At 40.9% G+C, this 20,844-nt stretch carries 17 protein-coding genes; 11 read left to right on the top strand and 6 right to left on the bottom strand.

From position 1 onward, the window contains the following. Nucleotides 1–22: 22 nt before the first annotated feature. On the bottom strand, nucleotides 23–361 hold the full coding sequence (locus tag TZ97_RS05600) for a hypothetical protein (protein WP_045759683.1): 339 nt from the start codon (nucleotides 359–361) through the stop codon (nucleotides 23–25). Nucleotides 362–451: 90 nt separating this feature from the next. On the opposite strand from TZ97_RS05600, the gene TZ97_RS05595 reads away from it, so the two are divergent. From TZ97_RS05595 to TZ97_RS05585, 3 genes are all read left to right on the top strand, one after another. Then, complete coding sequence (locus TZ97_RS05595; protein WP_003002541.1) at nucleotides 452–664, top strand: YdbC family protein; 213 nt, start codon at nucleotides 452–454, stop codon at nucleotides 662–664. A gap of 162 nt (nucleotides 665–826) precedes the next feature. Then, entirely contained in the window at nucleotides 827–1,969 is a 1,143-nt protein-coding gene (locus TZ97_RS05590; RefSeq protein ID WP_045759682.1) for a 5-methyltetrahydropteroyltriglutamate--homocysteine S-methyltransferase, read from the top strand. Between the two features lie 12 nt (nucleotides 1,970–1,981). Continuing rightward, nucleotides 1,982–2,713, top strand: a complete 732-nt coding sequence (locus tag TZ97_RS05585) for a cyclase family protein (RefSeq protein WP_003015569.1) — start codon at nucleotides 1,982–1,984, stop codon at nucleotides 2,711–2,713. Between the two features lie 480 nt (nucleotides 2,714–3,193). Here the strand turns inward: TZ97_RS05585 and TZ97_RS10915 are convergent, their stop codons facing one another. Both TZ97_RS10915 and gorA read right to left on the bottom strand, forming a co-directional pair. Further along, nucleotides 3,194–4,924: an LPXTG cell wall anchor domain-containing protein gene (locus tag TZ97_RS10915; RefSeq protein ID WP_045759681.1), complete on the bottom strand. Its 1,731-nt coding sequence runs from the start codon at nucleotides 4,922–4,924 to the stop codon at nucleotides 3,194–3,196. A 306-nt stretch (nucleotides 4,925–5,230) separates the two neighbouring features. Further along, on the bottom strand, nucleotides 5,231–6,580 hold the full coding sequence (gorA, locus tag TZ97_RS05575; RefSeq protein ID WP_045759680.1) for a glutathione-disulfide reductase: 1,350 nt from the start codon (nucleotides 6,578–6,580) through the stop codon (nucleotides 5,231–5,233). Between the two features lie 179 nt (nucleotides 6,581–6,759). Between gorA and TZ97_RS05570 the strand changes: the two genes are divergently transcribed. The 4 genes from TZ97_RS05570 (at nucleotide 6,760) to lysS (ending at nucleotide 11,695) form a co-directional block, all read left to right on the top strand. Continuing rightward, nucleotides 6,760–7,917 (top strand): efflux RND transporter periplasmic adaptor subunit, encoded by a 1,158-nt coding sequence (locus TZ97_RS05570; protein ID WP_045759679.1) that lies wholly within the window; start codon nucleotides 6,760–6,762, stop codon nucleotides 7,915–7,917. Next, complete coding sequence (locus TZ97_RS05565) at nucleotides 7,901–8,596, top strand: ABC transporter ATP-binding protein (RefSeq protein WP_003002759.1); 696 nt, start codon at nucleotides 7,901–7,903, stop codon at nucleotides 8,594–8,596. The genes TZ97_RS05570 and TZ97_RS05565 overlap by 17 nt, the downstream gene beginning before the upstream one ends. Next, the gene (locus TZ97_RS05560) at nucleotides 8,596–9,933 is read left to right on the top strand and encodes an ABC transporter permease (protein WP_045759678.1); all 1,338 of its coding nucleotides are present in this window, start codon (nucleotides 8,596–8,598) and stop codon (nucleotides 9,931–9,933) included. The genes TZ97_RS05565 and TZ97_RS05560 overlap by 1 nt, the downstream gene beginning before the upstream one ends. A 271-nt stretch (nucleotides 9,934–10,204) precedes the next feature. Continuing rightward, on the top strand, nucleotides 10,205–11,695 hold the full coding sequence (gene lysS / locus TZ97_RS05555; RefSeq protein WP_045759677.1) for a lysine--tRNA ligase: 1,491 nt from the start codon (nucleotides 10,205–10,207) through the stop codon (nucleotides 11,693–11,695). 36 nt (nucleotides 11,696–11,731) lie between these two features. Here the strand turns inward: lysS and TZ97_RS05550 are convergent, their stop codons facing one another. The 3 genes from TZ97_RS05550 to TZ97_RS05540 form a co-directional block, all read right to left on the bottom strand. Beyond that, nucleotides 11,732–12,355 (bottom strand): histidine phosphatase family protein, encoded by a 624-nt coding sequence (locus TZ97_RS05550; protein WP_045759676.1) that lies wholly within the window; start codon nucleotides 12,353–12,355, stop codon nucleotides 11,732–11,734. Between the two features lie 22 nt (nucleotides 12,356–12,377). Next, nucleotides 12,378–12,851 carry an aminoacyl-tRNA deacylase gene (locus tag TZ97_RS05545; protein WP_024055351.1) on the bottom strand — a complete coding sequence of 158 codons (474 nt, stop codon included), beginning with the start codon at nucleotides 12,849–12,851 and terminating at the stop codon, nucleotides 12,378–12,380. 140 nt (nucleotides 12,852–12,991) lie between these two features. Further along, on the bottom strand, nucleotides 12,992–13,867 hold the full coding sequence (locus TZ97_RS05540; RefSeq protein ID WP_045759675.1) for a GH25 family lysozyme: 876 nt from the start codon (nucleotides 13,865–13,867) through the stop codon (nucleotides 12,992–12,994). Between the two features lie 248 nt (nucleotides 13,868–14,115). Between TZ97_RS05540 and ftsW the strand changes: the two genes are divergently transcribed. The 4 genes from ftsW (at nucleotide 14,116) to tpiA (ending at nucleotide 20,620) form a co-directional block, all read left to right on the top strand. After that, the gene (ftsW, locus tag TZ97_RS05535; RefSeq protein WP_045759674.1) at nucleotides 14,116–15,357 is read left to right on the top strand and encodes a cell division peptidoglycan polymerase FtsW; all 1,242 of its coding nucleotides are present in this window, start codon (nucleotides 14,116–14,118) and stop codon (nucleotides 15,355–15,357) included. Between the two features lie 38 nt (nucleotides 15,358–15,395). Beyond that, nucleotides 15,396–18,221, top strand: a complete 2,826-nt coding sequence (gene ppc, locus TZ97_RS05530; protein WP_045760203.1) for a phosphoenolpyruvate carboxylase — start codon at nucleotides 15,396–15,398, stop codon at nucleotides 18,219–18,221. A gap of 280 nt (nucleotides 18,222–18,501) precedes the next feature. Next, the gene (gene tuf, locus TZ97_RS05525; RefSeq protein WP_003008055.1) at nucleotides 18,502–19,698 is read left to right on the top strand and encodes an elongation factor Tu; all 1,197 of its coding nucleotides are present in this window, start codon (nucleotides 18,502–18,504) and stop codon (nucleotides 19,696–19,698) included. Nucleotides 19,699–19,861: 163 nt separating this feature from the next. Then, on the top strand, nucleotides 19,862–20,620 hold the full coding sequence (tpiA, locus tag TZ97_RS05520) for a triose-phosphate isomerase (RefSeq protein WP_003008052.1): 759 nt from the start codon (nucleotides 19,862–19,864) through the stop codon (nucleotides 20,618–20,620). Nucleotides 20,621–20,844: the final 224 nt, after the last annotated feature.

The raw sequence follows: 20,844 nt of genomic DNA, 5'->3' as shown, positions 1-20,844 counted from the left end.
TTAATTGTCTAACTTTTTGGGGTCAGTACAAAATCTCTCCTTTTTGTTGGGCGATGCGAATGTTATTGGGGACCAAACTGATTTTCTGGATCTCAGAAATCCGAATAATCGTAGACATACTCTTTTTGAAATTTTTCACGATCAGTTGTCGGCGTTCCTGGTCATACTTGACAATATCGCCTGTAAAACTCTTATTTGAAAAAATAACATGTACCCCTTGTTTTTTTCGCAATGCTTGTTGAATGATTTCAATAATTCTCTCATCTTCTAATGGGGCAGGGGTACTGACTTTTCCATTGAAAAATTCATTTGCTCGGTCTTTAACGATCTCGAGAAATTTTTTCATAGCTAAATTCTCCATAACTTGATACAATATATTATAGATAATTTCAACGATTTTGTAAATGATTTACGAATATTAGAGATGAGAAGGCGAGAAAGGAGTCGTGAAATGGCAGAATTTTCATTCCAAATTGAAGAACATTTATTGGTCTTGTCAGAAAATGACAAGGGTTGGACCAAAGAATTGAACCGTGTGAGTTTTAATGGTGCTCCTGCTAAGTATGATATCCGGACCTGGAGTCCCGACCATACAAAGATGGGAAAAGGCATTACACTCACGAACGAAGAGTTCCAAGTCATGCTCGATGCATTTAAAAATTAAGAAAAGGGGTCCTTCAAGGACTTCTTTTTTTTGTTATAGTCTAAGACTATATAGATATCAAGGATATTAGATTATCCCAAACCCTTGTTTATCAAGTATTGGACTGCTATAATGGTTGCATTGATGAATTAATGTAAAACTTATAGGAAAGAGGGAATCATATTGACACATACACATGCACCTTATCGCGTAGACCATGTTGGTTCATTTCTTCGTCCAGCTGCTTTGGTTCAAGCTCGTGAAGATTTCGCAGCTGGAAAAATCAGTCAGGCTGACTTAACAAAAGTAGAGGATCAGGCAATTCGTGACCTTGTTGAAAAAGAAATTGCTGCTGGTCTGAAGTCAGTAACAGATGGAGAATTCCGCCGTGCTTATTGGCATTTGGATTTCTTCTGGGGCTTTGGTGGCATTGATCATGTCCAAGCTGCTCAAGGTTATCAATTCCATGATGAAACAACCAAGGCGGACTCAGCACTTGTCGTTGGAAAAATCACAGGAGTCAATCATCCATTTGTAGAGCATCACAAGTTCTTGAGGGATCTTGTGGCAGATGTAGATGGTGTAGAGGCTAAATATACCATCCCAGCACCTGCGCAATTCTATTTTGAATTGATCCGTGATGCCGAACATGTAGAACAATTGAATACGATCTATCCTGATTTTGCGGCCGTTCGTGAAGATATCAAGCAAGCCTATCTTCAAGTGATTCAAGATTTGTATGATGCAGGACTTCGGACCCTTCAAGTAGATGACTGTACGTGGGGTGTCTTGGTAGACGATAATTTCTTGACGGCTTGGGGAGCAACTCAAGGCAAGTCAAAAGATGAGGTTCGTCGAGAACTCGCTGATCTCTTCTTGACCTTTAACAACGATGTCTACCAACATGTTCCAGCTGGTTTGACCGTCAATACGCACGTTTGTCGTGGGAACTTCCATTCCACTTGGGCTTCATCAGGTGGTTATGCTCCGATTGCCAAAGAACTTCTTGGAGAAGAAGCCGTCAATGCTTACTTCCTAGAGTTTGATACTGATCGGGCTGGTGGTTTTGAACCACTTGCAGAAGTAACCCCTGGAAAAGGAGTGGTGTTAGGGCTCTTGACATCTAAGAGTGGTCAATTGGAGAACAAGGACGAAGTGATTGCTCGTATTAAAGAAGCGAGTCAGTATGTACCGTTGGAAAATCTTTACCTGTCTACTCAGTGTGGCTTTGCTTCGACAGAAGAAGGAAACATTTTGACAGAAGAAGACCAATGGAAAAAAATAGGTTTGATTAAAGAAATTGTCGCTGAAGTTTGGGGCGAATAAGGAGGAAGAAACATGTCAGATTTACTAAGTATTTATAAAGAATTGCAAGCTAAAAAATGGGTGGACTTGAGTCACCAAATCAATGCGGAAAGTCCACACTTCCCAGCCCTTCCTGCCTTGCAACAAGAAGATCTTTTCACATTAAAAGATGGTTTCCATGTTCAAAAATTTACAGTGGTTGGTCAATACGGAACGCATATCGATGCACCGATTCACTTTGTAGAAGGGGGGCGTTGGTTGGATGAGATTGACCTCAAAGATCTCCTCTTGCCACTTTATGTTATCGACAAGTCTAAAGAAGTTGCTGCCAATCCAAACTTTATCTTGAGTAAACAAGATATCTTAGACTTTGAGGCAGAGCATGGACAAATTGCTGAGGGTGCTTTTGTTGCCTTCCGTAGTGATTGGTCAAAACGTTGGCCAGATCAAGATGCTATGCGCAATCTTGATGAAAATGGTGTTCAACAAAGTCCTGGATGGAGCCGTGAAGCCTTGGAATTCTTGATTCATGAACGCCATGTCAAGGCTGTGGGTCATGAGACCTTTGATACCGATGCAGGTATTCCAGCAGCAGAGCATGGCTTGGTCAATGAATACTACCTCTTGGAACAAAATATCTACCAAGTTGAAGTCTTGAACCAATTGGACCAAGTTCCAGCTGTAGGTGCTTTGATTTCGATTGCTTTCCCTCACTGGGACAAGGCAACTGGTTCACCTGTCCGTGCCATTGCCATCTTACCATAAACAAAAAAAAAGCTTGAAGACAGACGTCACATTTGACGTTTGTCTTTTTGTATTTTAGAAACTATTTCTGATATTCCATCCAAAAACCTGATTTAAAGAGAATAAAAAGGGTATTCGTTAATTATTTCGCCAATGTTTTAAGATGTAGACGAACCGGTGAAAGCCAAATTTTTATAGGGCTTACACAAAGAAAAGAGGCTGGGACAAAAGTCCTAGCCTCTTAATTATCTTTGGATTGTCGAGCAAGACGCAGTGGTTGAGTGGGCTCTACTACGCTGATTTCATCAGCTTTTACAGCCCTACTCAACTGTGCGGAGGTGGGACGACGAAATCGAATTCTAATGAATTACCGATTTCTGTCCCACTCTCTTTTTATCAATCAGAGAGAGCTAAAAGGTTCTCTCTTTGTTAGTTGAACTATTTGTTAAGATACATTGAAAATCTATTTCGTTAGAAAATTGACTATTTTTAATGAATAAATTATTGACGAGTCAATTTCCGTTTGATTCCAACAGCACCTGCTAAGACAAGAATTCCAGAGAAGACGAGTCCAGATGCAACAACTTCACCTGTATTTGGAAGAAGTGGTTTGCGACCTCTCCCATTGTTTCCACCATTTGAACCTGGCGCACTTGGTGTCGTTGTGGTACCAGAATGACTAGGTTTATTTGGATTTTCTGTAGTAGATGAAGAAGTCTTAGGTTCTACAGTTGTAGTAGTTGTTGTTGTATCTTCTTCACTACTATTGTGGTTTTCTGGCTCTTCTGGTGTTGTAGTTGTAGTTGAAGTAGTTGTAGGCTCATCGGTAGTTGTTACCGTAGTCTTAGGCTCTTGAGTCGTGGTTGTTGTAGTAGTCGGCTCTTGAGTTGTAGTAGTTGTGGTAGCCGGCTCTTGAGTTGTAGTAGTTGTGGTAGCCGGCTCTTGAGTCGTGGTTGTTGTAGTAGTCGGCTCTTGAGTCGTAGTTGAAGTAGTTGTAGGCTCTTGAGTCGTAGTGGTTGTGGTAGTCGGCTCTTGAGTCGTAGTGGTTGTGGTAGTCGGCTCTTGAGTCGTAGTAGTTGTAGTTGTAGGCTCTTGAGTCGTAGTTGTAGTAGTTGTAGGCTCTTGAGTCGTAGTTGTGGTAGTCGGCTCTTGAGTCGTAGTTGTAGTAGTTGTAGGCTCTTGAGTCGTAGTTGTGGTAGTCGGCTCTTGAGTCGTAGTGGTTATGGTAGTGGTTGATGTCACATCGCCATCCACTCCACCGTTTGCATTAATATTTGCAACAGATGCATTGACTTCCTTGGCAACAACGGCTTGCTCACCTTTAACGTGATACCATACCTTAGTATTGTTTAAGAAATTCTTTTGATTCTCATTCTCTACTTTAGTTTGGTAGAAGATGAGAACTCCAGTTTTATCGATTTGGCTTTGAGGAATCGTAACTGTAATTTTTCCTGCAGCATCAACTGTGAATGTTGATCCAGGAAAGGCTGCTAAGAAATCATCGATAGCAGTTGAGCCACCGTAATATCCTGATTTGTTACCTGTAGTAGTAATACTAAAACTATCTTTTACAAGTGAATGACCACCTTGGATGTCATCTTCAACACGAACATCACCATCTACATCTAAGTTCATTGCATTAATGGTTAGTGTCCAAAGAATATGTTCAGGATCATTCGCGTGCATATCACCCGCTTTGAGATAGAATGGAGCGCTGTTAACACCAGTAGCCATTTTCTTAACGTTTAATTCTACTTTTCTAGCTCCACTAATAATAGTGAATTTTCCAACATGCTCCTTATCGGTTGCTGTATCATTATGACCCTCAATCTCAAACTCACCCCAACCGCGAATGTTTTGAAGGTTTTTGATAGCTTCATTGAAAGTAACTGTCGCAGATCCATCTGTAATGACCATGTCTCCAACGTAAGTTCCGTCAATACTTAGTGGAATAGTCTTTTTAAATCCTACCCCAAAGACTGTTCCAGAACTAGTCCAATTCACTTTTAATGTATCCCCCGGTTGAATCTTTTGTGCATGCTCATCAAATGTAAACTTAACAGTTGTTTGTCCACCATCTATGATTTCTTCTGATGAAACAATAAGTGAGCTAATATTGTTGCTGACATCGCCAGCTTTTACCATATCAGATTGCGACAATACGATGAATAGTAATGGTAAAAATACAATAAAGAAGACTTTGGAAAGTCTACTTAGATTCATTTTTTTCATTTTCTTCTCCCATTTTTCTCCAATATTTACATCAATTTGTATGTTGTTGCCAAAAACTTACAAAATTGAGAAATTTTTATAGGTGTCTTTTAAGACGACATTAATAAAAGTGCACCCCCCACTCGTCTATTTTCAAAAAAGACATCTACAAAGTGAATTATATCACAAATTAGTAAGATTTTAACAATAAAAATATTTTATCTATGAAATTTTAAGGATTTTATAAAAATCAGATAAATGAAAAAGGACTATTGTTTGTTAAAATAGTCCTTTTAGCTTAAAGTGGAACAACTTCAAGCTTATGTTTTATCTCATTGTCACAAATTCTTCGGATCCGGTTGGGTGAATGGCGACGGTTGCGTCGAAATCGGCTTTTGTCGCTCCCATCTTGATAGCAACTGCAAATCCTTGGATCATTTCATCGACTCCGTAGCCAAGACCATGAAGGCCAACGACCCTTTCTTCGGGACCAGCAGTGATGAGTTTGAATTTTGCTTGCTGGCGGTGTTGGGTTACAGCAGTGTACATGGAAGCAAATTGAGAAGTATAGACTTTGATATTCTCTTTTCCATAAGTTTGATGGGCTTCTTCCTCCGTTAGGCCAACGGTTCCGATAGCGGGGTGAGAAAAGACAACGGTCGGGATGTTTGTATAATCCATTTTGGCATTCACTTTTCCATTGAATAGTCGTTCAGAAAGAGTGCGTCCAGCTTTAATAGCGACAGGAGTTAATTCTTTTTCTCCTGTGACATCCCCAAGAGCATAGATTCCTGGAATAACTGTATTCTGGTATTCATCCACTGCAATGAATCCTTTTTCATTTAAGGTGACGCCTGCAGCTTCTAGATTGAGATCCTGGACATTTGGTTTTCGTCCTGTTGCCCAGATAACATGATCTGCCACATGGCTGGTCATATCCTCAAAATAAATCTTCACACGACCGTCTTCTAATTTTTCAAGCTTCATGGGAACCTTGTGTTTGTGAAGCGGAAGGTTTTGTTTTTCCATTTCTTCCATTAAGCCATCAACAATGTAGGAATCAAAACTACGTAAAACCCGATCTTTACGGATAAAGAGGTCTGTTTGGACTCCTAAATGATGGAGCACACCGGCTAGTTCCACTGCGATGTAGCCAGCTCCAATAATGGCAACAGATGTAGGAAGTTCTTCCCAAGCAAAGACATCATCAGAAGTTTCGCCAAATTCAGCTCCAGGAACAGAAGGAATAAAGGGATGGGCACCGGTCGCAATTACGATATGCTTGGCCTTAATGGTTTCTCCATTTACCTCAACCGTATGAGCATCCACAAAACGGGCACGTCCTTCAATTCGTTCAACCCCATTGCGTTTGAAACTGCCATCATAGGAATTACGGGAACGGTCAATATAGGCTTCGCGATTTTTTCTTAAGGTTTCAAAATCAAATTTTGTCTGTTCAGAAGTAAATCCATAGTCTGGTCCATAATCGCGAATTGCTTCTGCAATTTGTGCACCATACCACATAATCTTTTTAGGCACACATCCTCTGTTGACACAGGTGCCACCCAATTGTTTTTCTTCAATGACAGCAACGCGCGCTCCGTACTCTCCAGCCCGGTTCATCGTAGCGATTCCTCCACTACCTCCACCGATTGAAATAATATCAAATTCTTTCATGTTTTCCTCCTAAATTGGACTTCAGTTTGATTGTAATATCAACTGTTACAAAAGTCAAGGGTTTAGCATGTTACCAAGCATTTAAATTTCATGTTGCCGTGTCAATTTTAGATAGAAAAGTAAGGAAATATGGTATACTATGGTATAGAATAAAACGCTTTCTTTGATGGAGAAAAACGATGAAGAAATTGAAAAAATGGCAACTATTTGCAGCTGCAGGTGCAGCTATTGCGGTGATTGGAACAGGAAGTGTGATGGTGTTTTCGCACCCAAGTACTCCTGATCAAGCAATCACGAAAGAAACTCCAATGGTGCAAACGGTCAAGGATGGATCGATCGCTTCTTCGGTCTTGTTAACTGGGAAAGTCACTGCCAACCAGGAACAGTATGTCTATTTTGATGGAACCAAAGGGGATTTGCAGTCGATTTTGGTCAATGTAGGAGATCAAGTAACAGCCGGTCAGCCGATTGTTCAATATAGCAGTACGGAGGCCCAAACAGCTTACGATGCAGCCGTTCGTGCTGTCAATAAGGCAGATCGTCAGTTAAATGATTTACTGACAAATGGTGTGACCATTGATACGACAGGAGATGAAGAAGCAGATGCCAAGTCAGCTTCACAGACCCAACGCACTGTTGATTCTCAAGCTAGCGATTTACGAGATGCCAAGTCTGATGCGGTTGATAATATGAACAAGGCTAAGGCACTTCTGGATGCGACGACAGTCAAGAGTAATACAGATGGCACTGTCGTTGAAGTCAATAAAGATGTTTCAAAATCGACTACAGGGACCAATCAAATTCTGGTACATATTGTGAGCAACGGTCACTTACAAGTCAAAGGAGAATTGTCTGAATACAATTTGGCCAATATCTCTGAAGGTCAGGAAGTGGTTCTCACTTCCAAAGTTTATCCGGATAAAACCTGGACAGGAAAGATTTCTTATGTAGCCAACTATCCGACTGACGCGGGTCAAGCAGGTGCCAACGCAGCAGGTGGAACACAAGGAAGTGGGGGAGCCAAGTACCCATTCACAGTAGATATTACCAGTGACATTGGGGAACTCAAACAAGGCTTTTCTGTCAATATTGAAGTCAAAAGTTCTACTCAACATCCACTTGTTCCCGTGACCAGTGTCATGGCTGATGGAGATACGAGTTATGTATGGACAGTCGAAAATGGTAAGGCTAAGAAAGTAAAAGTGACGCTTGGTAACGCCGATGCAGAAAACCAGGAAATCTTGTCAGGGTTGAAGAAAGATGCCCAAGTTATTGTGAATCCTAATGAGAAACTGGAAGATGGAAAAGAGATCGGAAAATATGACAAAATTGATTGAACTAAAAGGAATCAATAAAACCTATAAAAATGGAGACCAGGAACTTCGTGTCTTAAAAGATATCGATTTAGAAGTCGAAGAGGGCGAGTTTGTGGCCATTATGGGCCCATCTGGCTCAGGAAAATCAACCTTGATGAACGTCATTGGCTTGTTGGACAGGCCGACCAGTGGAGAATATTTCCTAGAAGGCCAGGAAGTCGGAAATCTCAGTGAGAAAAAATTAGCGCGTGTTCGAAATGAACAGATTGGTTTTGTCTTTCAACAATTCTTTCTTCTCTCCAAACTCAATGCCTTTCAAAATGTAGAACTCCCTCTCATTTATGCAGGGGTTCATCCTGCTAAAAGAAAGGAATTAGCTGAGCAATATCTTGAAAAGGTAGAGCTTCATTCTCGCATGCACCATTTGCCTTCGGAACTCTCTGGAGGTCAAAAACAGCGGGTTGCGATCGCTCGAGCTCTCGTCAATCAGCCAGCCATCGTCTTAGCAGATGAGCCGACTGGTGCCCTAGATACCAAGACGGGAGAGCAAATAATGGACTTGTTAACCAAGCTGAACCAAGAAGGAAAGACCATTATCATGGTTACACACGAACCAGAAATTGCAGCTTTTGCTCATCGTCGCATTGTCATTCGTGATGGAGTGATCTCCTCAGATAGCAAGCTGGAAAGGGGGACCTAATGCAAAATTGGAAATTTGCGATCAGCTCGATTATGAGCCATAAATTACGGTCTTTCTTGACCATGGTAGGGATCATTATTGGGGTTGCTTCTGTCGTTGTCATCATGGCTCTGGGAGATGGTATGAAAGCTGGTGTCACCAAGACTTTTACCAAGGACCAAGAGTATGTACAAATCTCTTATTCTCCCAATAAGAGTGGCTATGTGACAGGAATCAATATTGGTCCCTCTGAGGATACAGGTGAGGGTGGAGGCGAAGGTGGCCCTGCAGCTGAAGATCGAGGGATGGCTGCTCCATCGGATATCGAGGGAGAAAATGCTGAAGATATTGATGGTCAAGTCAAAGAAGCACCACCAGTTGTGCAAGAATCTTGGGTCAAGGAATTAACCAAAATCCAAGGCATCGATGGCTATTATGTTGGCAATACCTCCAATGCAACCATTGCTTTTCAAAAGAAAAAAGCAGACGGAGTGAACATCCAAGGGGTAAATGAGACCTATTTTTCTGTTAAAAAGGTTGAGCTCTTATCTGGACGAAAATTAACTCCTTCAGACTATAGTAATTTCTCCCGGGTGGTGCTCCTTGATGAAGGATTGGCTCAACAATTATTTGGAACGGAGAATCCACTGAATCAGGTGGTCTCTGTTGGGGACAACAATTATCGCGTCGTTGGAATTTTCAAGGATCCAAATGCAGGGACTGCCCTCTATGGAGCTTCTTCAGGTGGAAGTGCCTTGATGGCCAATACTCAGCTGGCTTCTGAATTCGGAACGGATGAAATTCAAAATATTGTCGTCCATGTACCGAATGTGAAACAAATCAAATCCGTCGGGATCGAAGCTGCTCAAAAGCTAACAGAACTTTCAGGTGTTCGCCAAGGAGAATTCCAAATCTTTAATTTGGATAGCATCCTTGAGGAAACCAACAAAGTAGTAGGAATTATGACATCAGTCATCGGAGCTATTGCAGGGATATCCCTCTTAGTTGGTGGCATTGGAGTCATGAATATCATGTTGGTTTCTGTTACCGAGCGGACGAGAGAAATTGGTCTTCGCAAGGCCTTGGGAGCAACGAGAAGTAAGATTTTGGTTCAATTTTTGATTGAATCGATGGTCTTGACCATCATTGGTGGGCTATTTGGACTTATCCTTGCTTATGGTGTGAATAGCTTGATTACTTCCCTTGCTGCAGCCTCCTTAGAAGGACCACCGATTATTTCCTTAAATGTCGCAATCGGTAGCATTATTTTCTCTGCTTTTGTAGGCATTCTCTTTGGGATTTTACCAGCAAATAAGGCTTCTAAGTTAAATCCGATCGAGGCCTTGCGTTATGAATAAAAAAATGGGAGCGAGTTAGGATGAATTGTTCGAGATTCTCCACGCTCCTTTTTTATGTTTTTGTTGAATAGTATATCGAAATCTTTTTAATTATCTTATCTTAGATAGTTCATGCTGTTTGGGGAGTCAACGACGGTGTTCTGATGTTTTTGAGTATTCAGTCAAGAAGCTGCATTTTTTCTTCCATCTTATTTTTGTTTAATTGGTAAATATTAGTGAATTTCTAGTCTAAATATGATAGAATAGGGGAGAATAACTTAGGAGGTTCCAAATGACTACTGAACATATGGAAGAATTGAATGACCAGCAGATTGTCCGTCGTGAGAAAATGGCGGCCCTTCGTGAACAAGGAATCGATCCATTTGGAAAACGATTCGAACGTACTGCAAATTCAGGTCAATTAAAAGAAAAATATTCAGAATTAGATAAAGAACAACTCCACGACTTGAACGAAACAGCTATTATTGCGGGTCGTCTCGTAACCAAACGTGGAAAAGGAAAGGTTGGCTTTGCCCATCTTCAAGACCGTGAAGGTCAAATCCAAATTTACGTTCGTAAGGATGCTGTTGGAGAAGAAAACTACGAAATCTTCAAAAAGGCTGACCTTGGAGATTTCCTTGGGGTAGAAGGAGAAGTGATGCGGACAGACATGGGCGAGCTTTCAATCAAAGCTACTCATATCACACACTTGTCTAAAGCTCTTCGTCCCTTGCCTGAAAAATTCCACGGACTTTCAGATGTCGAGACCATCTATCGCAAACGTTATTTGGATTTGATTTCAAACCGTGAAAGCTTCGAACGTTTTGTAACCCGTTCAAAAATTATCTCTGAAATCCGTCGTTATTTAGATGGTCAAGGATTCCTTGAAGTGGAAACACCAGTACTTCACAATGAAGCTGGGGGTGCTGCTGCCAAACCATTTATCACTCACCACAATGCGCAAAACATTGACATGGTCCTTCGTATCGCGACTGAGCTTCACTTGAAACGTTTGATTGTTGGTGGGATGGAACGCGTTTACGAAATCGGACGGATCTTCCGTAACGAAGGAATGGATGCCACTCACAACCCTGAATTCACTTCGATCGAAGTCTACCAAGCTTACGCTGACTTCCACGATATCATGGATTTAACAGAAGGTATTATCCAACATGCTGCTAAAGCGGTCCATGGAGATGGTCCAATTGACTATCAAGGAACAGAAATCAAAATCAACGAACCTTTCAAACGAGTTCACATGGTTGATGCGATCAAAGAAATCACAGGTATTGACTTCTGGCAAGACATGACCTTTGAAGAAGCTGTAGCACTTGCAAACGAAAAACATGTACCAGTTGAAAAACACTACACAGAAGTGGGACAAATTATCAATGCCTTCTTTGAAGAATTTGTTGAAGAAACCTTGACGCAACCAACTTTTGTTTATGGTCACCCAGTAGCAGTGTCACCTTTGGCTAAGAAAAATCCAGAAGACCCACGCTTCACTGACCGTTTCGAACTCTTCATCATGACCAAAGAGTATGCCAATGCCTTCACGGAATTGAATGATCCGATCGATCAATTGCAACGTTTTGAAGCACAAGCGCGTGCCAAAGAATTGGGAGATGACGAAGCTACAGGCATTGACTATGACTATGTTGAAGCCCTTGAATATGGTATGCCACCAACAGGTGGACTTGGAATTGGTATTGACCGTCTCGTTATGTTGTTGACAAATGTAACAACAATTCGTGACGTCCTTCTCTTCCCAACTATGAAATAAGCTAAAAGAAAACACTGATCGCAAGATCAGTGTTTTTTAGTCTTCCATATAAGAGGTGTCGTTCCAAGTGTCTAAGTGATAGTGCTCAAAATCATCTGTTGTCAGAATCGTCACGCTGGCATTATCTAGTCCGCCATTTTTGCGAAGTTCTCCTGTGTCATAACCAAGCAAGGTTCGAATAGAAGCTGTCAAATTAGCCCCATGTCCAACGATGAGAACGGTATCGAGCTCTTTTCCTTTCAGGCTTTTTACAAAATCACAGGTACGTTTGGTCGTTTCATAGACAGATTCTGCATCAAAGATTTCATTTTGAAAGCGGGCTAGGTTATGGCGAAAGGCATCCATTTGTTGGGGATAGATAGCGGAAATAGTAGAAATTTTAGCTCCTTCCAATTTTCCCAAATTCCATTCACGAAGAGCAGGCGTTGCTTGCAATTCTAGAGGTGTTTCCAATTGATCGAGGAGGATCTGTGCGGTATGGACTGTTCGTGGTAGATCACTTGCAAAGGCTGCATCAAAAGGAACACTAGCCAGGTGCTTTCCTAATTTTTCAAGCTGATGAATAGAGGCTGGTAACAGCGGAGAATCGCCATTTGATCCCTGAAAACGTCCTTCTTCATTCCATTCTGTCCGTCCGTGTCGAATAAAATATAGTTTCACAATCTTGTCTCCTTCTCTGTCATTATTCTAAAATATCTGCAAAAGTCGCTTGTACGAAGTCTGCTAGAAGTTGTGGTTTGATTTGAATACTATGGCCGATTTCCCCAGCAGATACGATCATGGTTTCTAACTGAAGGGCTGATTCATCGATAAAGATTGGGAAAGAATGCTTTTGACGAATGCCCACCGGATTATTGGCCCCATGAATATAACCAGTTGTTTTTTCGAGATCCTTTTGAGGAATCATAGCCACTTTCTTATTGCCCGATAATTTGGCCAATTTTTTCTCTGAAAGATGCTCCGTGATAGGAATGATCCCAATCACAGGCCCTGTTTTATCTCCTTTGAGAGCTAGGGTTTTGAAAATAGTAGAGCGATCAATCCCTTCTGGTAAGATCCCTTCTAAAGCGTTGATTTGTAAGCCTACGTGCTCAATTTTTGCTTTAGTCAAGATCTGCTCGACTAAGGTTTTTTTCACTTTATTTTTTTTTGCCATGGCTTTCTCCTTTTCTCTTTTTCTCTACAAAATCAGATTTCATTAGACCATTATAACATATAATAGCGACGATATTGTCTTCTCCTTAAAAATAGAAAACAGCAGAAAAAGTGAAAACCACTTGATCTGCTGTTTTAAGGCTATGAGGAAGAGCCATCTTTTTGTACCTTGAAAAGTTTCCGATAAATCGCTTCTTGGTCTTGCGTCGGAGCAATTTGGTTGAGATCCAAGTAGTGTGAGAATCCATTTAATTGCCCTTGAGAGGTATATTGATGCAAGTCGTATTCCGTGTTGGTATCTGGCGCGGCATTATAGTAGCCATCATCAAATCCATAAGTAGGAATCCAAAGAGCCGTAAATTTATCAGTGGAGATACTATGTTCTTCCATGAAGTAGGTTCCGATATAGAGTCCAATATTTTTTGCACCCAAAGCTTGTAGTTTTGCTCGGAAAGCTTCAACACCTGCGTTCATATCCTTCATGGTTTTTTCCTCAACGTCTAACCAATAGTAGGTCGGTTTGTAAGGAGAAGCAGCCTTGTAAAATTCCTCTGCTTCTTTTTCCATTTCTTTTTTATCCTTAGCAGCGACATAAGCATAGACTGCGACAGGGATATTTCGTTTTTGGAATTCTTGGATATGGGTTTTAAAAGATTTATCCAGACCATTTAAGTAGGTTGCTGCATTTTCCTTTTTAGCTTGAGCCCCACTATGGACACGAACGATCACACCTCCCACATTTTGGGAGAGGACATCGTAATCAATTTCACTAGGCAATTGCCAGCCTGAGATATCAATGATCGGGCGGCCAACCAGTTCTGGATTGATGTCTTCTTCTTTTTTAGAAGAAGAGCTTGCAGTAGTTGTTTTTCGAGGTGTATTGGAGTTCGGAATGGTTTTAGTTGTTTCTTGTTGCTCTCTGGCTTGAAGATCGGCAATCGTTCGTGAAAGAACGAGAAAAGAAATGATACCGATAAAAAAGACTAAGAGAACAACGGGTTTTATCCTTTTTCTCATACAGAAACATTTTACCGTAAAAAAAACGAAAAGGCAAAACTTAATGCTTAAAAGATGCTGATTTCAGCCATTATTTTCAAAAAAAAGGAATCTTTTCATCGAAAAAGGATAAAAATATATGAAAATAAGAAGAATGATCAGAATATTTCTTGAAAATAGGGAAGAAGCCGAATCTTTTCTGGCCTTTCCTTGGTTTTGCTTCTTAAAAATGATATAATGAAGGTTGAACATTAGGAATATGGTGAATTATGAAAATTGAAAAAAGACATCTTTTAAATTATTCCATTCTCATTCCCTATTTGATTTTATCCATCATTGGCTTGATTGTTGTCTATTCGACAACAAGTGCCTTGGCAATTCAAAGTGGAGTGAGTTCGATTCGGATGGTCCGGACACAGGGGCTCTTTTTCATCCTAAGTCTCCTAACCATCGCCTTGATTTATAAATTTAGCTTAGATTTCCTTCGAAATAAAAAAGTACTGGCTGTTGTCATTTTTGCTGAAGTGATTTTGTTGATTTTGTCTAGGTTTATCACAGATACCGTCAATGGAGCTCACGGTTGGTTGACGATTCCTGGAGGCTTTAGTATCCAGCCGGCTGAATACCTCAAGGTGATCTTAGTCTGGTATCTAGCCTTGATCTTTTCTAAACGACAAGACGAGATACGCGATTATGATTATCAAGCCTTGACCCACAATGAATGGATTCCAAGGAATTTAAACGATTGGCGTTGGCTGACCTTGATTCTGATTGGAATCGTTGTGATTATGCCGGACTTGGGAAATGCGACGATCTTGGCCTTAACGGTCTTGATCATGATTACGGCTAGTGGAGTGGGCTACCGTTGGTTTACCTCTTTACTTGGTTTGGTTGTTGGGGCATCCACCATTGTCCTTGGTTCAATATGGATCATCGGTGTGGACCGTGTCGCTAAAATTCCAGTCTTTGGTTATGTAGCCAAACGCTTTAGTGCCTTCTTTAACCCCTTTAATGATTTGTCTGGCGCAGGTCACCAATTAGCTAATTCCTACTATGCCATGAGTAACGGTGGTTGGTTTGGCTTGGGGCTAGGAAATTCCATTGAAAAACAAGGTTACTTACCAGAAGCGCACACAGACTTTGTGTTTGCGATTGTGATTGAAGAATTAGGTTTTGTTGGAGCTAGTTTGATCCTTGCTCTCTTATTCTTCTTAATTCTTCGGATCATTTTAGTCGGTATTCGAGCAAAGAATCCTTTTAATTCGATGATGGCCATTGGGATCGGTGGGATGATCTTAGTGCAAACCTTCATTAACATCGGAGGAATTTCTGGTTTGATTCCGTCTACAGGAGTGACCTTCCCCTTCTTATCCCAAGGGGGAAATAGCTTATGGGTCTTATCCGTAGCGATTGCTTTCGTTTTGAATATCGACGCTAGTGAAAAACGGGCCAAGATGGAACAAGAAGGCATGGTTTTTGAAGAAAAAGGTAAAATCAAACCTTATTATTAAAAGGGAATTGTTGAATGGCTATTCAAAAAGGAGAAAAAATGGTCTTACAAAAATTAGAGAATTTCACAAATAAAGATATTATCAAAGTAGAAGCCGAAATCTTAACCAATTTATTAGATGATATTACGAAAAATTTGGTTCGTCCGGAAACCTTTGATAAAATTACGCAGTTGAAGGATCTATCAAAAACACAGAACTATCGTGAGTTAAATCAAATAGTGGAACAATTGACAAATGAAGAAATGACAGTGATTTCACGTTATTTTGCCATTTTACCACTCTTGATTAACATCTCAGAAGATGTCGATTTAGCCTATGAAATCAATCATTTGAATAATGTGGATGGTGAATACCTCGGAAAACTTTCTTCAACCATTAAAGAAGTTGCGAAAAATGAAGATGCACAAGAAATTCTTGAAAATCTCAATATTGTACCTGTTTTAACAGCCCATCCAACTCAAGTGCAACGAAAAACCATGCTGGATCTAACCAATCATATTCATGCTCTTCTTCGTCAGCACCGGGATGTTAAAGCTGGTTTAATGAATGAGAATAAGTGGTATAACAACCTTCGTTGTAATATCGAAATCATGATGCAAACGGATATGATTCGTGACAAAAAATTGAAGGTTACCAATGAGATCACCAACGTCATGGAATATTACAATAGTTCTTTCTTACAAGCTGTTCCAAACCTGATGTTGGAATACAAACGCTTGGCAAAAGAGCATGGATTAGAGCTTGAACAACCACGTCCGATCACAATGGGCATGTGGATTGGGGGAGACCGGGACGGGAATCCGTTTGTAACAGCTGAGACCTTGAAGCGTTCAGCAACTATTCAAAGCGAAGTCATTTTGAACTATTACATCGAAAAGATTTCTAAGTTATACCGTCATTTCTCCCTTTCAACGAGTCTTTCTAAAACAAGTGAAGCAGTAGCTGAAATGGCAGCCCTATCAAGTGATACATCCGTCTTTCGTGAAAAAGAACCTTACCGTCGGGCTTTCCACTATATCCAATCAAAATTGATCCAAACTTTGGTCAATTTAAAAGAATGGACGATGGTGGGAGAAACTAGAGAAGATCGTTATGCTGTCGAGAGGTTATTAGGAGCAAATGCTCATCAACAAGGGCCAGTTTCTGATTATATCGGCAATCGTATCTCTGGAGCTCTAAAGAAAATTTCTGAGAAAGAAGCTCCAGCTTATGCCTCTGCTCAAGAATTTAAAGAAGACCTTGAAAAGATCAAAGATTCCTTGTTAGAAAACAAATCAGAGTATTTGATTTCTGGTGAATTTGCAGAACTTCTAGAAGCCATCGATGTTTTTGGATTCTATCTGGCCTCTATTGATATGCGTCAGGATTCGAGTGTGCATGAAGCCTGTGTGGCAGAATTGCTGAAATCAGCTGGAATTAATGACCATTATTCTGATTTATCAGAGGATGAAAAGTGTCAAGTTCTCTTGAAAGAACTTTTAGAAGACCCACGTATTTTATCAGCAACCCATGCTGAAAAATCTGAACTGCTTGAAAAAGAATTAGCGATTTTCCAAACGGCCCGTGAATTGAAGGATCGTTTAGGAGAAGAAGTCATTCGTCAAAACATCATTTCTCATGCAACAAGTGTGTCAGATATGTTGGAATTGGCTGTGATGTTGAAAGAAGTGGGCTTAGTCGATACGGAAAAAGCTCGCGTTCAAATCGTACCTTTGTTTGAAACGATCGAAGATTTGGATCATTCAGAAGAAACCATGAGAAGTTACTTGTCTCTTCCGATTGCCAAACGTTGGATTGCTTCTAAGAACAACTACCAAGAGATTATGTTAGGATACTCTGATTCCAACAAAGATGGTGGATACTTGTCTTCTTGTTGGACCCTCTTTAAAGCCCAACAACAATTGACCGCTATCGGAGATGAGTTTGGAGTGAAGATTACCTTCTTCCATGGTCGTGGTGGTACTGTTGGCCGTGGTGGAGGTCCTACTTATGAAGCCATCACGTCTCAACCGTTGAAATCCATTAATGACCGTATCCGCTTAACTGAGCAAGGGGAAGTGATCGGCAATAAATATGGAAATAAAGATGCTGCCTACTACAACCTTGAGATGCTCGTCTCTGCAACCATTAACCGAATGATTGCCGAACAAAAGAGTCCATTCTCTATGTTTGATCGTTTCGGGGAAGTCATGGATAAAGTCGTGAATCGCAGTTACGATATCTATCGTGATTTGGTCTTTGGAAATGAGCACTTCTATGACTACTTCTTTGAATCAAGTCCGATCAAAGCAATTTCAAGCTTTAATATTGGTTCACGTCCAGCTGCTCGTAAGACCATTACAGAAATCGGTGGTTTGCGTGCTATCCCATGGGTCTTCTCATGGTCACAAAGTCGGGTGATGTTCCCTGGTTGGTACGGAGTAGGTTCTAGCTTTAAGGAATTTATCGATGAGGATCCTGAGAATATCGAAACCCTTCGATACATGTATAAAAACTGGCCTTTCTTCCAATCTCTCTTGTCAAATGTGGACATGGTCTTATCCAAAGCCAACATGGATATTGCCTTTGAGTACGCTCAATTGTGTGAAGAAGAAGAAGTTCGCAATATCTATCAGATTATCTTACATGAATGGCAATTGACCAAGGACATCATCTTGATGATTGAGGAACAAGACGAGTTGCTCGCGGAGAACCCTTATTTGAAAGAAAGTTTGGACTATCGGATGCCGTACTTTAACGTCTTGAACTATATTCAGTTAGAACTGATTCGACGTCAACGGACCGGCCAATTACCAGCCGATCAAGACAAGCTAATCCATATTACGATCAATGGAGTGGCTACAGGATTACGTAATTCAGGTTAAAAAAATCGGAACGACTGTTCCGATTTTTTTATTCCCTGAACCCAAAGGCGCAAAAGGTACGTATTGGGCTTGAATAGAAGATTTTAAATGAGAATTTTCAAAGTTAGAACAGGATCTTTCAGCAAGCTGATAAAATAAAAGAAAAGAAGAGGAATAATTAAGAAAATATAGGTAAAAGGCTTGCAATTTTATCTAAAATTCGATAGAATAGTAAGGAAAGTTAGACTGTATTGCCTACTGTCTATCTATAAAATATATTTTATTGGAGGCTTTTACTCAAATGGCAAAAGAAAAATACGATCGTAGTAAACCGCACGTTAACATCGGTACAATCGGACACGTTGACCACGGTAAAACTACCCTAACTGCAGCAATCACAACTGTTTTGGCACGTCGCTTGCCTTCATCAGTTAACCAACCTAAAGACTATGCGTCTATCGATGCTGCTCCAGAAGAACGCGAACGCGGTATTACCATCAACACTGCACACGTTGAGTACGAAACTGCTAAACGTCACTACGCTCACATCGACGCTCCAGGACACGCGGACTACGTTAAAAACATGATCACTGGTGCCGCTCAAATGGACGGAGCTATCCTTGTAGTAGCTTCAACTGACGGACCAATGCCACAAACACGTGAACACATCCTTCTTTCACGTCAGGTTGGTGTTAAACACTTGATCGTCTTCATGAACAAAGTTGACTTGGTTGACGATGAAGAATTGCTTGAATTGGTTGAAATGGAAATCCGTGACCTTCTTTCAGAATACGATTTCCCAGGTGATGACCTTCCAGTTATCCAAGGTTCAGCTCTTAAAGCTCTTGAAGGTGACTCTAAATATGAAGACATCATCATGGAATTGATGGATACTGTTGATGAGTACATCCCAGAACCAGAACGCGATACTGACAAACCATTGCTTCTTCCAGTCGAAGACGTATTCTCAATCACTGGACGTGGTACAGTTGCTTCAGGACGTATCGACCGTGGTGTTGTTCGTGTCAACGACGAAATCGAAATCGTTGGTATCAAAGACGAAATCCAAAAAGCAGTTGTTACTGGTGTTGAAATGTTCCGTAAACAACTTGACGAAGGTCTTGCAGGGGATAACGTTGGTGTGCTTCTTCGTGGTATCCAACGTGATGAAATCGAACGTGGACAAGTTATCGCTAAACCAGGTTCAATCAACCCACACACTAAATTCAAAGGTGAAGTTTACATCCTTACTAAAGAAGAAGGTGGACGTCATACTCCATTCTTCAACAACTACCGTCCACAGTTCTACTTCCGTACAACTGACGTAACTGGATCTATCGAACTTCCAGCTGGAACTGAAATGGTAATGCCTGGTGATAACGTGACTATCGACGTTGAGTTGATCCACCCAATCGCCGTTGAACAAGGTACTACATTCTCAATCCGTGAAGGTGGACGTACTGTTGGTTCAGGTATGGTTACTGAAATCGAAGCTTAATTCGATCTAGTTCCCAGATTAACAATTATATAGACAGACAGAAAACCCCGTGAAGACGGGGTTTTTATTTTGGTAAAAAGTAAAATGAGCTTGTGCAACCTTTCATTATGACGAAAATTATGGTAAAATAGTAGTATAAAATTAGAAAAAAGAGGTATGTGAAATGTCACGTAAACCATTTATCGCTGGTAACTGGAAAATGAACAAAAATCCAGAAGAAGCAAAAGCATTCGTTGAAGCTGTAGCATCAAAACTTCCTTCAGCTGACCTTGTTGAAGCTGGTATCGCAGCTCCTGCAGTTGACTTGACAGCTGTACTTGCTGCTGCTAAAGGTTCAAATCTTAAAGTTGCTGCCCAAAACACTTACTTTGAAAATGCTGGTGCCTTCACTGGTGAAACTAGCCCACAAGTTTTGAAAGAAATCGGTACTGACTACGTTGTTATCGGTCACTCAGAACGTCGTGACTACTTCCATGAAACTGATGAAGATATCAACAAAAAAGCAAAAGCAATCTTTGCGAACGGTATGCTTCCAATCATCTGTTGTGGTGAAAGCCTTGAAACTTACGAAGCTGGTAAAGCAGCAGAATTCGTAGGGGCTCAAGTTTCAGCTGCTCTTGCAGGATTGACTGCAGAGCAAGTCGCTTCAACAGTTATCGCATACGAACCAATCTGGGCGATCGGTACTGGTAAATCAGCTTCACAAGACGACGCACAAAAAATGTGTAAAGTTGTTCGTGACGTTGTAGCTGCTGACTTTGGTCAAGAAGTGGCTGACAAAGTACGTGTTCAATACGGTGGTTCAGTGAAACCTGAAAACGTTGCTGAATACATGGCTTGTCCAGACGTTGATGGAGCTCTTGTGGGTGGTGCATCACTTGATCCAGAAAGCTTCTTGGCATTGCTTGACTTTGTTAAATAATGACATCTAAAAGGCGAGAGGTTTCTCGCCTTTTTTATAGTAGAAAAAGGCTGGGCAAAAACTGTCCAGCCTTTGATGTTTGATAGGAGTAAGTGTAAGACGCAGTGGTTGATTGGCATCTTTGTTCGCCTTTTAAGCTCCAAAGATGACCTAATGAGGGAAACAAAGTTTCCTTTATCCACAACCTTCAACAGTCTCCCAGACTGTTGAAGCTATGCGGGGGT

The sequence above is a fragment of the Streptococcus parasanguinis genome (assembly GCF_000963275.1).
GTDB lineage: Bacteria > Bacillota > Bacilli > Lactobacillales > Streptococcaceae > Streptococcus > Streptococcus parasanguinis_B.
Note: the sequence above shows the minus strand (reverse complement) of the source record. Positions and strands in the feature narration are given on the sequence as shown.

Coding starts and splice junctions, on each gene's coding strand:
- TZ97_RS05600 (WP_045759683.1), bottom strand. CDS start 361: ATGGAGAATTTAGCTATGAAAAAATTTCTCGAGATCGTTAAAGACCGA.
- TZ97_RS05595 (WP_003002541.1), top strand. CDS start 452: ATGGCAGAATTTTCATTCCAAATTGAAGAACATTTATTGGTCTTGTCA.
- TZ97_RS05585 (WP_003015569.1), top strand. CDS start 1,982: ATGTCAGATTTACTAAGTATTTATAAAGAATTGCAAGCTAAAAAATGG.
- TZ97_RS10915 (WP_045759681.1), bottom strand. CDS start 4,924: ATGAAAAAAATGAATCTAAGTAGACTTTCCAAAGTCTTCTTTATTGTA.
- gorA (WP_045759680.1), bottom strand. CDS start 6,580: ATGAAAGAATTTGATATTATTTCAATCGGTGGAGGTAGTGGAGGAATC.
- TZ97_RS05570 (WP_045759679.1), top strand. CDS start 6,760: ATGAAGAAATTGAAAAAATGGCAACTATTTGCAGCTGCAGGTGCAGCT.
- TZ97_RS05565 (WP_003002759.1), top strand. CDS start 7,901: ATGACAAAATTGATTGAACTAAAAGGAATCAATAAAACCTATAAAAAT.
- TZ97_RS05560 (WP_045759678.1), top strand. CDS start 8,596: ATGCAAAATTGGAAATTTGCGATCAGCTCGATTATGAGCCATAAATTA.
- lysS (WP_045759677.1), top strand. CDS start 10,205: ATGACTACTGAACATATGGAAGAATTGAATGACCAGCAGATTGTCCGT.
- TZ97_RS05545 (WP_024055351.1), bottom strand. CDS start 12,851: ATGGCAAAAAAAAATAAAGTGAAAAAAACCTTAGTCGAGCAGATCTTG.
- TZ97_RS05540 (WP_045759675.1), bottom strand. CDS start 13,867: ATGAGAAAAAGGATAAAACCCGTTGTTCTCTTAGTCTTTTTTATCGGT.
- ftsW (WP_045759674.1), top strand. CDS start 14,116: ATGAAAATTGAAAAAAGACATCTTTTAAATTATTCCATTCTCATTCCC.
- ppc (WP_045760203.1), top strand. CDS start 15,396: ATGGTCTTACAAAAATTAGAGAATTTCACAAATAAAGATATTATCAAA.
- tuf (WP_003008055.1), top strand. CDS start 18,502: ATGGCAAAAGAAAAATACGATCGTAGTAAACCGCACGTTAACATCGGT.
- tpiA (WP_003008052.1), top strand. CDS start 19,862: ATGTCACGTAAACCATTTATCGCTGGTAACTGGAAAATGAACAAAAAT.